The 14,907-nt window shown below is 71.1% G+C and carries 13 protein-coding genes; 6 read left to right on the top strand and 7 right to left on the bottom strand.

Annotation, left to right across the window (positions count from 1 at the left end; genetic code table 11):
* Window positions 1-106: 106 nt before the first annotated feature.
* The 6 genes from KAH28_RS08545 to KAH28_RS08520 form a co-directional block, all read right to left on the bottom strand.
* Entirely contained in the window at window positions 107-3,277 is a 3,171-nt protein-coding gene (locus tag KAH28_RS08545; protein WP_290575658.1) for a CusA/CzcA family heavy metal efflux RND transporter, read from the bottom strand.
* The gene (locus tag KAH28_RS08540) at window positions 3,271-4,902 is read right to left on the bottom strand and encodes an efflux RND transporter periplasmic adaptor subunit (RefSeq protein ID WP_290575656.1); all 1,632 of its coding nucleotides are present in this window, start codon (window positions 4,900-4,902) and stop codon (window positions 3,271-3,273) included. The genes KAH28_RS08545 and KAH28_RS08540 overlap by 7 nt, the downstream gene beginning before the upstream one ends.
* Window positions 4,899-6,233, bottom strand: coding sequence for a TolC family protein (locus tag KAH28_RS08535; RefSeq protein WP_290575655.1), 1,335 nt, complete (start codon window positions 6,231-6,233; stop codon window positions 4,899-4,901). Before KAH28_RS08535 ends, KAH28_RS08540 begins: the two co-directional genes overlap by 4 nt.
* Before the next feature lie 60 nt (window positions 6,234-6,293).
* On the bottom strand, window positions 6,294-6,680 hold the full coding sequence (locus KAH28_RS08530) for a hypothetical protein (protein ID WP_290575653.1): 387 nt from the start codon (window positions 6,678-6,680) through the stop codon (window positions 6,294-6,296).
* A 70-nt stretch (window positions 6,681-6,750) separates the two neighbouring features.
* Window positions 6,751-7,155: a SirB2 family protein gene (locus tag KAH28_RS08525; protein ID WP_290575651.1), complete on the bottom strand. Its 405-nt coding sequence runs from the start codon at window positions 7,153-7,155 to the stop codon at window positions 6,751-6,753.
* A complete protein-coding gene (locus KAH28_RS08520; protein ID WP_290575649.1) occupies window positions 7,152-8,057 on the bottom strand; it encodes a bile acid:sodium symporter family protein in 906 nt (301 codons plus the stop codon). Before KAH28_RS08520 ends, KAH28_RS08525 begins: the two co-directional genes overlap by 4 nt.
* Before the next feature lie 100 nt (window positions 8,058-8,157).
* Between KAH28_RS08520 and KAH28_RS08515 the strand changes: the two genes are divergently transcribed.
* From KAH28_RS08515 to KAH28_RS08505, 3 genes are read left to right on the top strand one after another with little or no spacing between them, the layout of a single operon-like run.
* Entirely contained in the window at window positions 8,158-9,267 is a 1,110-nt protein-coding gene (locus tag KAH28_RS08515; RefSeq protein ID WP_290575647.1) for an S-(hydroxymethyl)glutathione dehydrogenase/class III alcohol dehydrogenase, read from the top strand.
* Window positions 9,267-10,118 carry an S-formylglutathione hydrolase gene (fghA, locus tag KAH28_RS08510; protein WP_290575645.1) on the top strand — a complete coding sequence of 284 codons (852 nt, stop codon included), beginning with the start codon at window positions 9,267-9,269 and terminating at the stop codon, window positions 10,116-10,118. The genes KAH28_RS08515 and fghA overlap by 1 nt, the downstream gene beginning before the upstream one ends.
* Before the next feature lie 10 nt (window positions 10,119-10,128).
* Window positions 10,129-10,653 (top strand): hypothetical protein, encoded by a 525-nt coding sequence (locus tag KAH28_RS08505; RefSeq protein ID WP_290575643.1) that lies wholly within the window; start codon window positions 10,129-10,131, stop codon window positions 10,651-10,653.
* Window positions 10,654-10,663: 10 nt separating this feature from the next.
* Here the strand turns inward: KAH28_RS08505 and cysB are convergent, their stop codons facing one another.
* On the bottom strand, window positions 10,664-11,647 hold the full coding sequence (cysB, locus tag KAH28_RS08500) for an HTH-type transcriptional regulator CysB (protein WP_290575641.1): 984 nt from the start codon (window positions 11,645-11,647) through the stop codon (window positions 10,664-10,666).
* Between the two features lie 96 nt (window positions 11,648-11,743).
* On the opposite strand from cysB, the gene cysG reads away from it, so the two are divergent.
* Genes cysG through KAH28_RS08485 form a run of 3 tightly spaced genes read left to right on the top strand, consistent with a single transcriptional unit; the run spans window position 11,744 to window position 14,899 of the window.
* Entirely contained in the window at window positions 11,744-13,096 is a 1,353-nt protein-coding gene (cysG, locus tag KAH28_RS08495; protein WP_366918157.1) for a siroheme synthase CysG, read from the top strand.
* On the top strand, window positions 13,072-13,950 hold the full coding sequence (locus KAH28_RS08490; protein WP_290575638.1) for a DNA/RNA non-specific endonuclease: 879 nt from the start codon (window positions 13,072-13,074) through the stop codon (window positions 13,948-13,950). Before cysG ends, KAH28_RS08490 begins: the two co-directional genes overlap by 25 nt.
* A gap of 58 nt (window positions 13,951-14,008) precedes the next feature.
* Entirely contained in the window at window positions 14,009-14,899 is an 891-nt protein-coding gene (locus tag KAH28_RS08485; RefSeq protein ID WP_290575636.1) for a DNA ligase, read from the top strand.
* Window positions 14,900-14,907: the final 8 nt, after the last annotated feature.

Raw genomic sequence — 14,907 nt, 5'->3', positions numbered from 1 at the left:
GGTTGCCGTGGCAGTGGTGCTCGTTGGTCATCGTGACATCTCCTGATGGACGACGGCGAGTCTAGGGCCTGTAGTGGAGTACGGAGTCAAGTCGGGACCGCTGCCGTCATCGGTTCACCGGTCCGCCTCGGCTCCGCCACAGCGCGAATATGGCCGGAAACACCACCAGTACCATCAGCAGCGTGCTGCCGACCCCGCCCAGCATGGGAGCGGCGATGCGCTTCATGACATCGGCACCGGTGCCGGTGCTCAGCATGATCGGCACTAGTCCCATGAGCAGTGCCAGCCCGGTCATGAGCTTGGGCCGCAGGCGACGGGCGGCGCCCTCGACAATGGTCTCGGTCAGCGCTGCGTCGTCGATTGCCTGCCCCGCGCCGATCCGCGTGCGCCAGGCGATATCGAGGTAGAGCATCATCAGGAGGCCGAGCTCGACGGCGAGTCCGGCCACGGCGATGACGCCCACGGCCACCGCCACCGAGAGCTTGTAGCCGAGCAGCCACAGCAGCCACATGCTGCCGACCATCGAGAAGGGCAGGGCCAGCATGACGATGAGCGTCTCGACCAGCGAGCGGCGGTGGAAGTAGAGCAGGAAGAAGATGACGAAGACGGTGAGCGGGATGAGCAGCTGCAGGCGTTCGCGCGCCCGTTCGTAGCCCTGGTACTGGCCCGCCCAGGCGATGCGGTAGCCGTCCGGAACGTCCACGCGCTCGGCCACGACGCGACGGGCACGGTCCACGTAATCCGGCACGCCGGTGCCGTCGGCGACATCGACCAGCACGAAGCTGACCAGCTGGCCGTCCTCGTTGCGGATCATCGGCGGGCCGGTGCGGAAGCGGATGTCGGCCACCTGCTCGACGGGGATCCGGGCGCCCGTTGCGGTCGTGATCAGCGTGCGGCCCAGGGCCTCGGCGCTTTCGCGACGGCCGCGGTCGTAGCGCACCAGGATGTCGTAGCGCTCGCGGCCCTCGACGGTCTGCGACACCACCCGACCGCCCACCGCCGCGGCGATGGTGTCGTGGACATCGGCGACGTTGAGGCCGAAGCGCGCGGCGGCCTCGCGGTCGATGTCGAAGTCCAGGAAGTAGCCGCCGGTGGTGCGTTCGGCGAAGGCGCTGCGGGTATCCGGTGCCGTGCGCGGATCGTCCTGCAGTGCCTGCTCGATGGCGGTGGCGGTCTCCTCGATGGTCGCCAGGTCCGGCCCGAAGACCTTGATGCCGAGCTCGGAGCGGATGCCGGTGGTGAGCATCTGGGTGCGTGTCTGGATCGGCATCCACCAGACGTTGGGCATGCCGGGAAAGCGCAGCGTCTCGTCCATCTCCGCGATCAGCCTGTCCCAGGTCATCCCTTCGCGCCAGGCCTCGCGCGGCTTGAGCATGATGTTGATCTCCATCATCGACAGCGGTGCCGGGTCGGTGGCGCTGGTCGAGCGCCCGGCCTTGCCGAAGACGCGTTCGACCTCCGGAAGGGCCGCCAGCTTGCGATCCATGACCTGCAGGGTGCGCTGGGCCTCGTCGATGGACATGCCGGGCAGGGCCGTGGGCATGTAGAGAATGCTGCCCTCGTTGAGCGGCGGCATGAACTCGCTGCCCAGCTGGCGCGCCGGAATGACGGCGGAGATCATTGCCAGCACCGCCAGCACGATCACCGCCCAGCGGAAGCGCACCGCCCAGCGCACCACCGGTGCGTAGGCAGCCACCAGCGCACGGTTGAGCCAGCTCGCATCGCCGCGGATACGGCCGCGGATGACCAGAACCGCCAGCGCGGGGATCAGCGTCACCGACAGCAGGGCGGCGAAGAACATGGCGTAGGTCTTGGTGAAGGCCAGCGGTGCGAACAGCCGGCCCTCGCTGCCCTGCAGCGCGAACACCGGCAGGAAGGAGACCGCGATCACCAGCAGTGCGAAGAAGATGCTCGGGCCCACCTCCTGCATGGCGTCGACGATGACCTCGGCGCGCGACATCGACGGGTTCTCCTCGTCGCGCCACAGCGCCAGCCGGCGGTGGATGTTCTCGACGATGGCGATGGCGGCATCGACCATCGCGCCGATGGCGACCGCGATGCCGCCCAGCGACATGATGTTGGCGGTCAGCCCCTGGAAGGCCATCGGGATGAAGGACAGCAGGATGGCCACCGGCAGCGTCACGATGGCGACCAGGGCGGAGCGCAGATGCAGCAGGAAGATGCCGATGACCAGCGCCACGATGATCATCTCCTCGCTGAGGGTGACCTTGAGCGTGTCGATGGCGCGCTCGATCAGCGCCGAACGGTCGTAGACCGGCACGATCTCGACGCCCTCGGGCAGACCGGGGCGCACCTCGTCCAGTCGTGCCTTCACGCGCTCGATGACGTCCAGTGCGTTCCCGCCGTAGCGCATGACGACGATGCCGCCCACCGTGAGGCCCCGGCCGTCGAGCTCGGCCGCGCCGCGCTGCATGGCCGGACCCAGCCGGACCTCGGCCACATCGGCGACGCGGACCGGCACACCGTTGTCGTTGACGGCCAGAACCGCCTTGCCGATGTCGTCGGGGGCATCGACGTAGCCGCGGCCGCGGATGAAGTGCTCGTGGCCGGCGATCTCCAGCACGCGCCCGCCGACCTCGCTGTTGGAGCGTCGCACCGCCTCGATGACGCGCGCGAGCGGGATGTCGAGCGCGGCGAGGCGGTCGGGGTCGACATTGACCTGGTACTCCTTCTCGTAACCGCCGACCGAAGCGACCTCGGCCACGCCCTCGACCGATTCCAGCGCGTAGCGCAGGTTGAAGTCCTGGATGCTGCGCAGATCGGCGAGGTCGCGCTGCCCGCTCTCGTCGACCAGGGCGTACTGGTAGACCCAGCCGACGCCGCTGGCGTCGGGACCCAGCGTGGGGGAGGCGCCCTCGGGCAGATCGGCACCGGCGGCGTCGAGATACTCCGTGACGCGCGAGCGCGCCCAGTAGATGTCGGTACCCTCCTCGAAGATGGCGTAGACGAAGGACAGGCCCATGAAGCTCTGCCCGCGCACCGAGGTCACGCCGGGGGCGGCGAGCAGCGTGGTCGACAGCGGGTAGGTGATCTGGTCCTCGACCAGATCCGGGCTGCGGCCGGGCCATTCGGTGAACACGATGACCTGAACATCCGACAGGTCCGGTATCGCGTCGAGCGGCGCCCGGCTCAGCGAGTGCCAGCCCCACACCGTGGCCGCGCCCACCAGCAGCAGCGTGAGCAGACGGTTGTGGGCGCAGAAGGCGATCAAGGCGGCCAGTGGGCCGCGGCGGTGGTCATGGTGCGGGGCTACCATTGGTCGATCCCCAGGCGCAGCTTGGCCTCGGCCGCGAGCAGGAAGTTGCCCGATGTCACCACCGCATCGCCCGGCTGCAGCCCGTCGGTGATCGCCACCCAGCCGTCGGCTCGCCGGCCGGTGCGCACGCGCACCGGTTCCAGCCTGCCGTCACCGAGGTCGCGGAAGACCACGCGCGTGTCACCGGCCACGATGACCGCGGCCTCCGGCACCGCCAGCTGCTCGCCGAGGTCGACCGCCAGATCCGCGCGCGCGAACATCTCCGGCCGCAGGCGCCCGTCGGCGTTGTCCAGGACCAGCCGGATGCGGCCGGTACGGCTGTCCGCCGCGAGGGTGGGGTAGACGTAGTCGACGGTGGCGCGGTAGGCCGCATTCGGCAGGTAGGGCAGCGTGACCTCGGCCGGCATGCCGGCCTCGATCAGCGCGAGGTCGGGCTCGTAGACCTCGGCGTCGATCCACACCCGCGACAGGTCGGCGATGCGCAGCAGCGGCTGTCCGGCCCGTGCATGGCTGCCCGCCACCACCCCCTTCTCGATCACCGTCCCGCTGACCGGGGCCGCCACCGGCAGATGCTGCATCGGCTCGCCGCGGCGCTCGATGGCATCGATCTGCGACGGCGCGATGTCCCACAACAGGAGACGTTGCCGAGCCGCGCGCAGCAGGCTGTCGTCGCGATCGCGGCCCGACAGGCGTTGCCGCGCCTGCAGGTACTCCTGCTGCGCCGAGAGCAGTTCCGGGCTGTAGATGGTGAGCAGGCGCTGACCGCGCTGCACGCGTTTGCCGACGAAGTCGGCATCGAGCTCGCCGATCCAGCCGTCGAACTTCACGCTGACCTCGCTGACGCGGCGCTCGTCGATGGCAACCCTGCCCACCGCGCGCACCGTCCGCGTCATGACGCGACGCTCGGCGGTGCCGGTCTCGACGCCGATGAGCTGGCGCCGCTGGCTGTCCACCGTGATGACCCCGCTCATCTGCTCGGCTTCGGTCACCGGTACCAGGTCCATGCCGCAGATGGGGCACTCGCCGGGCTCGGCTTCGCGCACCGAGGGGTGCATGGAGCAGGTGTAGTGAGCAATCCCGCCGGGCGTGGCGCTGGTGGCGCGCAGCCCGGGTTCACCGGTGGTGAAGCGCAGGGTGAGATCGCCGTGCCCGAGCGCGGGCGTTTCGGCATCGACCGCCAGCGCGTGGTCGCCGGCCGCATCGAGCGCCAGTTCGCCGCGGTAGCGGCCGTCACCGGCCGGTTGAAGGGTGGTGACGGGCGCGCCGGGCACCGGCTCCCCGCCGGCATCCCGGCGCTGCGCCGCGATGCGGACGCGGGCGTCGTCGATCGGCGCCCCGTCCGCGGACTGCACCTGCACCGAGATGCGGTTGCGGCCCTCGGCGAGCGGCGGATCGAGCGGCTCGACGAGCAGGTGGAACGGGCCGGCGCGGTGCCATCCGGCAGTGTGCGATCCGTCGCCGTCCGCGCCAGCATCGGCCGATCCCGCCGGACCGCCGTGGGCATGGGCGTGCGGCGTACCGGTGCCGTCGTCGGCGGGGGCATCGTCCATCGCGAGCAGGCCGATCGCGACAGCGATGGCGATGGCCGCGACCGCGGCCCAGGTGAGGGTACGGGTGATCGTCATGGGGTGGTCTCCTCGGCGGCCGCTTCCGGGGCGGGCAGCGGTCCGCCGGTGTCGCGCATCAGTTCGGCGCGGGCGATGGCGTGATCGGCGCGGGCGCGTTCCAGCTCGAGCTCGGTGTTCAGCAGCTGGCGCTCGGCGGTGATGACATCCAGGAAGCTGCCGTCGCCGCTGGCATAGGCGGAGCGCGCCGCATCCAGCGTCTCGCGGCTGCGCGGCAGCAGGGCGTCGCGAACCAGCGCGACGGTGGCGCGTGCCCGCTCGGCGGCCGCGCGTGCGGCGGAAACCTCGGCGAGCAGACGCGACTCGCGATCGCGCAGGGCGTGGCGCATGCGCGCGGTCTCGGCGCGTGCCGCGTCGAGCTCGGCGCGGCGCCGGTCCCGGTCGAGCGGCAGCGTGATGCCCACGCCGACGGTGAAGCGCGTTTCCTCGGCGGGGCGGTAGCCGTTGTGACCGGCAGTGATGCTCAGGTCCGGATAGAAGGCCTTCTCGCGCAGCGCGGCGCGTCCCTGCTGGGCTTCGACACGTTGCCGCATGGCGTGCAGATCGGGGTGCCGGCTGCGGGCGAGCGTTCGCAGCGTGTCGAAGGGCGGCGCGGACCCGGGGGCGGGCAGGGCGCCGGGGGCCGGCAACTCGGCCTCGGCATCGCGGCCGAGCAGCGCATTGAGTGCCGACCGGATCCCCGCCCGGCGGCCCTCGAGGGTGAGCGCCCGAGCGCGCAGGCGCTGGACCTCGACCTCCGCCTGCAGCGGATCCTGTTGCGACGCGAGCCCTGCCGCATAGCGATCCTCGGCCACCTCGCGCAGCGCTTCCACCAGGGACGCCGTGCGTTCGTTGACGGCCAGCGCGGCATGGACATAGGCCCACTCGGCATGGCGGATCCGCGCTGTGGCCGCGAGCTCGAGGCGCAGCGCCGCCTCGGCGTCGCGACCGGCACGGGCCTCGGCACGCGACACGGCTTCGCGCAGACCCAGCGTCCCCGGCCAGGGCAGGTCCTGGCGCAGCTCGACGGCTCCGGTGGGGTCGCGATGGCGGCCGCCCCCGGCCTCGAAGCCGTCCAGTGCAGCCGGCGCCACCGTGATGCCGAGGCGCGGATCGGGCAGGGCGCCGGCAGCGTGGGCGCGCGCCTCGGCGGCCTCGGTACCGGCCCGCAGCGCGTCGATGCCGGGGTTGCTGGCCAGCACCGCGTCGACCAGCGTCTCGGCATCCAGGGGGGCGGCGATCGGCGATGCCGACAATGGCACCGGTCCCGCCAGCGCGCACAGCAGCAAGGCCGCGCCGGGAGCGGTGAAGGAGCGGGCCGCGCCGGGCGGCCGTGATGGTGATCGGAACATGGTCCGTCTCCGTGCAGTGGATCGTGCAGGGCAGCGCGGCGCAGCCGCGGCTGCGCCGGATCACACGGAGCGGAATCTCGGTGGTCGCAGCAGCTCTTCGGGTGGTGCGGTGGTCAGCGCCGTCACCGGGACACAACGGTGCGTGCCGACGACCGGCACTGCCGTGGCGCCTCGCGCCGGTAGCGGGGCGGCACCGCTGGCGCAGCCCTGCTGGCAATCGGCGCCGCACTCGCCGTCGTCGCCGCATGCGCAGCGCTCCGCGGCGCCCGCATCGGTCTGCGGGTGGCCGGCATGCGCTGCATGATCATGCACGTCATCGCCGTGCATGCCGGCCTCGGTGGCATCCTGCCGTTCCGCGCAGCCATGCCCCAGCGTGCCCGCGGCGTACCCCTGCAGCGGGGTGCCGGCGAACAGCAGCAGGACGATGACGGTGCGGACGAGGGACACGGCAGCGATTTCCGGAGCGTGGCGCGAATACTAAACCCTGATCCCTGCTACAGGGTCAAGCGTTGGCCGGTCACTGGCCGGCGAGGACGATCAGGAAGCCGCGCGGATCGTGCAGACGGGCCACGCTCACCATGTAGGCGAACACGGCGAGCGCGCCCGCGAACGCGGCCGTCCGCAGCGTGGGCGTAGGCGCCCGCTTCAGCGCCAGGGAGCCGAGCACGATGTAGGCGCAGAGCGCGAGCACCTTGGCGGTCAGCCAGCCGTGCACGAAGGGGTACTGGCGGATCGCCACCATCAGCGCCAGCGCGCTGGCCAGCAGGACGGTGTCGATCATGTGGGGCAGCACGCGGACCCAGCGCTGCCGCAGACGCGGCGAGTCGGCCAGCATCCAGGCACCGCGCAGCAGGAAGAGGCAGAAAGTGGTCGCGACCGCGCCGACGTGCACGGCCTTCAGCACCGGGAACCACGCGATCATGTGCCGGCGCCGTCCGCAGCGAGCGCGACCGGACGCCGGCGCCACCAGCGCGCGAGCAGGGCGCCGGCCACCAGATGCCACACGCCCCAGGTGGCCACCAGCGTCATCATCCCGCCGCTTTCCGGGTAGAAGTTGAAGATCAGAATCAGGCCGAGGCCGGCATTCTGGATGCCGGTTTCCAGCGTGATGGCGCGGGCCTCGGGTTCCGGGCAGCGCGCCAGGCGTGCCAGGCCGTAGCCGCCGGCCAGCGCGATGGCGTTGTGCGCGATGACCAGCAGCAGCATGGGCGCCAGGCCGAGGTCGCCGAGCAGCCCGCGGTTGTTGAACATGCCGACCACGATGATCGCCGCCAGCAAACCGGCGGCGAGCAGTCGCGACGGCTTGCGCGCGCGCCCGGCCCACTGCGGCACGAAACGCTGCATGGCCACGCCCGCGGCCAATGGCAGCACCACCGTCCAGAACAGCAGCGCGAGCATCCCGCCCAGCGGCACGCGGAGCGGGTCGCCCGGATTGTCGATCAGCCGCATGCCGGTCACGAAGAGCAGCGGCGTGAGCAGCGCGCAGGCCACCGTCGCGATGGTGGTGAGCGCCACGGACAGCACGGCGTTGCCGCGCGCCACCATCGCGAAGTAGTTCGAGACATTGCCGCCGGGACAGGCGGCGATCAGCATCATGCCGGCCGCGAAGGCCGGCGGCGGCTGCACGATCAGCACCAGCGCCAGGGTCAGCGCCGGCAGCAGCAGCCACTGCGCAACGATGCCGACCGCCAGCACGCGCGGCGTGGCGAGCACGGCGCGCACCTGTTCGACGCGCAAATGCAGCGCCACGCTGAACACGATGAAGGCCAGCGCGGCGTTCAGCGCCTGCAGGCCCTGGGGGTCGTACTGGATGTCAGCGGCCACGCGCTCGCTTTCCCTGCGACGGAGACCCGAGTGTGCCCCAGGCCGCACGGCGGTCGCTGCTACGCTACGCGACCCACGCCCCCCATCATGAGGAGACCCCATGGACGTTCGCGCCGCCGTAGCCCACGCCGCCGGTGAACCGCTGAGCATCGAGACCGTGCAGCTGGAGGGCCCGAAGGCCGGCGAGGTGCTGGTCGAGGTCAAGGCCACGGGCCTGTGCCACACCGACAAGTTCACGCTCTCCGGCGAGGATCCCGAAGGCCTGTTCCCCGCCATTCTCGGGCACGAAGGCGCCGGGGTCGTGGTCGAGGTCGGCGAGGGCGTCAGGCACCTCAAGCCGGGCGATCACGTCATCCCGCTGTACACGCCGGAATGCCGCGAGTGCAGCTACTGCACCAGCGGCAAGACCAACCTCTGCCAGGCCATCCGCGGCACGCAGGGGCAGGGCCTCATGCCCGACGGCACCAGCCGCTTCTCGCTGGGCGGCAAGCCCATCCACCACTACATGGGCTGCTCCACCTTCGCCAACTACACCGTGCTGCCCGAGATCGCGCTGGCCAAGATCCGCGAGGACGCGCCCTTCGACAAGGTCTGCTATATCGGCTGCGGCGTCACCACCGGTATCGGCGCGGTGCTGTTCACGGCCAAGGTCGAGGCCGGCGCCAACGTCGTGGTCTTCGGCCTCGGCGGCATCGGGCTCAACGTCATCCAGGGCGCGAAGATGGTGGGTGCCGACAAGATCGTCGGCGTCGACCTCAATCCGCAGCGCGAGGCGCTGGGCCGTCAGTTCGGCATGACCCACTTCGTCAATCCGAACGAGATCGAGGGCGATCTCGTGGCGCACCTCGTCGAGCTCACCGGCGGCGGCGCCGACTACAGCTTCGAGTGCGTGGGCAACGTCCATCTCATGCGCCAGGCGCTGGAGTGCTGCCACAAGGGCTGGGGCATCTCCACCATCATCGGCGTGGCCCCGGCCGGCGCCGAGATCGGCACGCGGCCCTTCCAGCTGGTCACCGGCCGCGTCTGGCAGGGCAGCGCCTTCGGCGGCGCGCGCGGGCGCACCGACGTGCCGAGGATCGTCGACTGGTACATGGACGGCAGGATCGACATCGACTCGCTGATCACCCACACCATGCCGCTGGAGCGCATCAACGAGGGCTTCGACCTCATGACGCGCGGCGAATCCATCCGCGCCGTGGTGCAGTACTGATGACGGCGGACAGCATCGAGACCCGCGAGGAACACGCCTGCTTCGGCGGGCGCATCGGTTTTTACCGGCACGCCTCGCGCGAGACCGGCACCACCATGGGCTTCGCCGTCTACCTGCCGCCTCAGGCCGAGCGGGGCCCGGTGCCGGCGCTGTACTACCTCGCCGGCCTGACCTGTACTGAGGAGACCTTCGTCATCAAGGCCGGCGCCCAGCGCCTGGCCGCCGAGCACGGCCTGGCGCTGGTGGCCTGCGACACCAGCCCGCGCGGCCTCGGCTATGCCGGCGAGGACGACGCCTACGACTTCGGCACCGGCGCCGGCTTCTACCTCGACGCCACCGCCGAACCCTGGTCCAGCGGCTACCGCATGGCCAGCTACGTCGACCGCGAGCTGCCGGCGGTCGTCGAGACGCACTTTCCGGTCCTTCCCGACCGGCGCGGCATCTTCGGGCACTCCATGGGCGGCCACGGCGCGCTGGTGACCGCGCTGCGCGCGCCCGAGCGATGGACGTCGGTATCGGCCTTCGCGCCCATCGCCAACCCGGTGGCGGTGCCGTGGGGCGAGAAGGCGTTCTCGAACTACCTGGGCGACGATATCGACGCCTGGAAGCAGTGGGACGCCAGCGAGCTGATGCGTACCCGGCCGCGCGCCGACACCATCCTGGTGGATCAGGGCGAGGCCGACCAGTTCCTGGCCGAGCAGCTGCACCCCGAGGCGCTGGAAGCCGCCGCCGGTGCCTCCGGCCAGAAGCTCACGCTGCGCCGACACCCCGGCTACGACCACAGCTACTGGTTCATCCAGAGCTTCGTGGCGGATCACATCGCGTATCACGCGCGGGCGCTGGTCGCCTGAGCGCGCCGCCTTGCGCGATCCCGTCGCCCATCAGCGCGCCGTCGGCCGGATCACCCGGCTCTGGCGCTGCGTCGCCTATTTGGGCGTGCCGGTGGCCTGCGCCGGCATCCTGCTGGCGCGGTCGTTCGCCGACTTCCGGATCGAGTTCGGTGTTGCGCCGCAGCTCGGCGGAGCGGTGATCGGGGTGCTGGCGGCGCTCGCGGTCGCGGCGGTGCTCGGTGCCCGGATGGTGGGCAACCGGATGCTGCAGCCCGCGGCGATGGCCGAGCGCGCCCGCACGCAACCGGCGGCGGTGAACGCCGATGCATCGCCACTGGCGCGCGCGGAGGCGCAGATCCTGGCCGGGCTCTTCCTGCAGGCGGCGATCCTCGACTTCCCGGGCATCCTGCTGCTCATGCACAGCCTCGCCTTCAATACCGATCTCTCGGCCTGGCTGGCCATCGCCTACTGCGTGCTGGCGTTCACGGTGATGCGACCGGACATCGACCGGCTGCTGCGCGAAACCGTGCAGCGCATGGAGCGCGTTCCGGGCTGACCGCCGGCGGTCAGTGCGACTGGAGCGTGGACTCCATCTCGGCGGCGCGCGTCCGTCGCTGCAGCGGGTCGGCGATGGCCGCCATCTCGTCCACCACCTCCGGCTTGAGATGGCCGGCGAAGTGCTCGATGAAGTCGTACATGAACCGTCGCAGGAAGAGCCCGCGCCGGAATCCGATGTGCGTGGTCGACTGCTCGAAGAGGTGGTCGGCCGGCCGCATGACGAGGTCCTTGTCGGCCTCCGGGTCGTAGGCCATCTGCGCGATGATGCCGACGCCGAGACCGAGGCGGACATAGGTCTTGATGACGTCGGCATCGACCGCGGTCAGCACGACGTTGGGCCGGATGCCATGAGCGGCGAAGGCCTGGTCGAGCTTGGAACGGCCGGTGAAACCGAAGGTGTAGGTGATCAGCGGATGCTCGCCGAGCTCGGCAAGCTGCAGGCGTCGGCTCTTCTGCGCCAGCGCATGGCCGGGCGGTACCAGCACGCAGCGGTTCCAGTGGTAGCAGGGCAGCATGACGAGCTCGTCGAAGTGCTCCATGGCCTCGGTGGCGACCGCGAAGTCCACTTCGCCGCCGGCCGCCATGCGCGCGATCTGCGGCGGGCTGCCCTGATGCAGGTGCAGCGACACCCGGGGATAGTCCTTCCGGAAGCGCGAGATCACCGGCGGCAGCGCGTAGCGTGCCTGCGTATGCGTGGTGGCGATGCCGAGGTCGCCGCGGTCGGAGTAGCGGAACTCCTCGGCGACGCGCTCGATGTTCTGGACATCGCGCAGCACGCGCTCGACGTGCTCCAGGATGCGCGCCCCGGCCGGCGTGATCTCGGTCAGATGCTTGCCGTTGCGCACGAAGATCTCGACGCCGAGCTCGTCCTCGAGCAGCCGGATCTGCTTGCTGACGCCGGGCTGCGACGTGAACAGGGCCTCGGCCGCGGCCGTGACATTGAGCCCGCGCCGGGCGACTTCCTGGATGTAGTGGAGCTGGCGGAGTTTCATGGTCGGACCGGTAAGGCCATGCAGCTATAATAGCGGCCTCGCTTATTCGCCTGCACGGTCGTGTCCGCACCCCAGCCGGAGTGGCCCTACTTCCCGATGTTCCTGCGCCTGCGCGGCCGCACCGTGCTGCTGGTCGGCGGCGGCGAGGTCGCGCTGCGCAAGGCGCGTCTGCTGCAGCGTGCCGGTGCGGTCATCCGCCTGGTGTGCCGCGAGACGCACCCGGGCTTCGATGTGCTGGGCATCACGCCGGCGGCTACCGACTTCGATGCGGCACAGCTCGACGACTGCGCGCTGGTGATCGCCGCCACCGATGACGGCGCGCTCAACCGCGCCGTCGCCGAGGCCGCGTCGACGCGCCATCTGCCGGTCAACGCGGTCGACGATGTCGCCGCCAGTACCGCCATCACGCCCGCCATCGTCGATCGCGCGCCGCTGCTGGTGGCGCTGTCCAGCGCCGGCCGTGCGCCGATGCTGGCGCGGCGGCTGCGCGAGCAGGTCGAGCAGCTCTTCGATCAGCGCATCGGCCGGCTGGCCGAGTACATCGGCAGTCGTCGCGACCGGCAGAAGGACATGGCGATCGACACCCGCCGCAAGCTGTGGGAGGCCTTCCTCGACGGTCCCGGTGCAGCCGCCGCGATGTCCGGCGACGAGGCGGCCGCCGACCACGAGCTTGCGCGCCTGAGCGCCGACGCCTCGCAGCGCGGCGTGGTGTGGCTGGTGGGCGCCGGTCCGGGCGACCCGGATCTGCTGACCCTGCGCGCGCTGCGCCTGCTGCAGAACTGCGACGTGGTGCTGCACGACCATCTGGTCGCGCCCGGCATCCTGGATCTGGTGCGCCGCGACGCCGAGCGCATCTTCGTCGGCAAGCGCGCCAGCCAGCACACCCTGCCGCAGGATCAGATCAATACCCGCCTGGTCGAGCTGGCGCAGGAAGGCAAGCGCGTGCTGCGCCTCAAGGGCGGGGACCCCTTCGTGTTCGGTCGCGGCGGCGAGGAGATCGCCGAGCTCGCCGCCAACGGCGTCGCCTTCGAGGTGGTGCCGGGCATCACCGCCGCGAACGGTTGCGCCGCCTATGCCGGCATTCCGCTGACCCATCGCGATCACGCCCAGGCAGCCATCTTCGTGACCGGCCATCCGCGTGCCGACGGGCAGCTGGACCTGCATTGGGATGCACTGGCGCGCCCCGGGCAGACGGTGTGCATCTTCATGGCGCGCACCGCGCTGGCGCAGACCATGGCCGCGCTGCGTGCGCACGGACTGCCCGACGACTGGCCGGCGGCGATGGTCGTCCAGGGGACGCTGGCGGAGCAGCGGGTCATCGCCGGTACCGTCTCGGACCTGCCGGAGCGCGTGGCCGAGGCCGACGTCGCGGGCGCCTGTCTGGTCATCGTCGGCGAGGTCGTGCGTCTGCGCGCGCAACTGCGTTGGTTCGGCGACGTCGCCGACTGAGCAGAGCGCGACTCCTCGCGCTGCTGCTGCCGGCGTTGATCGCGGCGGCGGTGCTGCACGGCTGGCGCCCGGTCAGCGAGCAGTACGTGTTCGCCGGTACGCCGCGCGCCGTGTCATGGAGTGCGCGTCTCACCACGCACCATCTGGTCAATCCCGGCTTCGCGCTGGGGTATTCGGAATGGCGCGCGGCTCCGCTCTGGGTAGGCTACGTCGCCCGCGATCCGGCGGCCGGTACCCCGCACGAGCGTCCGGACAGCTTCGCCGTCGATGCCCGTACCCTGCGGCGCATCGACGGCGATGCCTACCGCAGCAGCGGCTACGATCGCGGTCACCTGGCGCCCAACTACCTGATCTCCCGCGCCTACGGGCGGGAAGCGCAGCGTGCGAGCTTCCGCATGAGCAACATCGTGCCGCAGCTGCCGCGCCACAATCAGCTTCTCTGGCAGCGCCTGGAAGAGATCGAGGCCGACGCCATCGCGCCGCGCTACCGCCGCGTGTGGGTGTTGGCGGGTCCGGTCTATGGTGCCGCGCCGCGCTACCTGCCGAGCGGCGTCGCCATCCCGGAAGCGTTCTACCGCGTCTGGCTGCGCGAGGATGCCGACGGCACCCCGCGTGCGCTCGCCTTTCTGGTGCCGCAGGAAGTGTGCGGCTTCGAGCCGCTCGTGGACTTCGTGGTACCGGTCGCGCGCATCGAGCGGCGCACCGGGCTCGACCTGTTCTCGGCGTTGCCCGACCCCGAGGAAGCCGCGCTGGCCGGGGCATCCGGACTCGAGGACTGGCCCGAGATCGCGGATGCATCCACCTCGGCGCGCTACGGCGATCGCTGGCGCGGGGAGCCGTGTCCCTTCCGCTGAACGCGCCACATGAATATACTGTAGGGTAATATTGTGCCGTCCCGGTCGGGAGCAGCGCATGGTGGCAGTACGCTCGACAACGACGACCCGGTTCCCGGGCGGCTGCGTGGCAGTGCTCTGCGCGCTCGCCGCGTCGGCCGCGCCGCCACCGGTATCGCTGCCCGAGGTCTACGACGGCGGCGTCGCGCTGGCGGACTACTGGGTCAGCGAGAAGTACGACGGCGTGCGCGGCTACTGGAACGGCAAAGCGCTCGTCACGCGCGGCGGCAACACCATCGACGCGCCGGACTGGTTCACGCGCGGCTGGCCCGACACCGCCATGGATGGCGAGCTCTGGGTGGACTACGGCGCCTTCTCGCGCGTGTCGGTCATCGTGCGCACGGCGGAGGCGGACGATCCCGCCTGGCGGTCGGTCAGCTACCGGGTCTTCGACCTGCCGGAGCACGGCGGCGACTTCGACGCGCGCGTGCCGGCGATCCGCGAGACCGTGGCGCGTATCGACGCGCCGTGGGTGATCGCCATCCGCCAGTTCCGGGTGGCCGATGCCGCGGCGCTCGACGCGGCGCTGGAGCGCGTGCTCGGGAGGGGCGGGGAGGGGCTGATCCTGCACCGCGGCGACAGCCACTACCGTGCCGGGCCCAGTGATGCGCTTCTCAAGCTCAAGCCTTTCGCGGATGCGGAGGCGAAGGTCGTCGCGATCAACCCCGGATCGGGCCGCCTGGAGGGCCTGATGGGATCGATCGATGTGCGCACGCCGGGCGGTCGGGTGTTCGCCATCGGAAGCGGCTTCACCGACGCGCAGCGCGCGAATCCGCCGCCGGTGGGCAGCTGGATCACCTATCGCTACAGCGGGCGCACGGCGACCGGCCTGCCGCGCTTCGCGCGCTTTCTGAGACGGCGCGCGGGCGGTCCGCCGCCGGGCAGTGAGCGCGACCCGGGCGGGCGGTAGTGGAACCC

Origin of the sequence: Algiphilus sp. (assembly GCF_023145115.1) — a bacterium.
Classification (GTDB): Bacteria; Pseudomonadota; Gammaproteobacteria; order Nevskiales; family Nevskiaceae; genus Algiphilus.
This window is presented reverse-complemented; position numbering and strand designations above follow the sequence as displayed.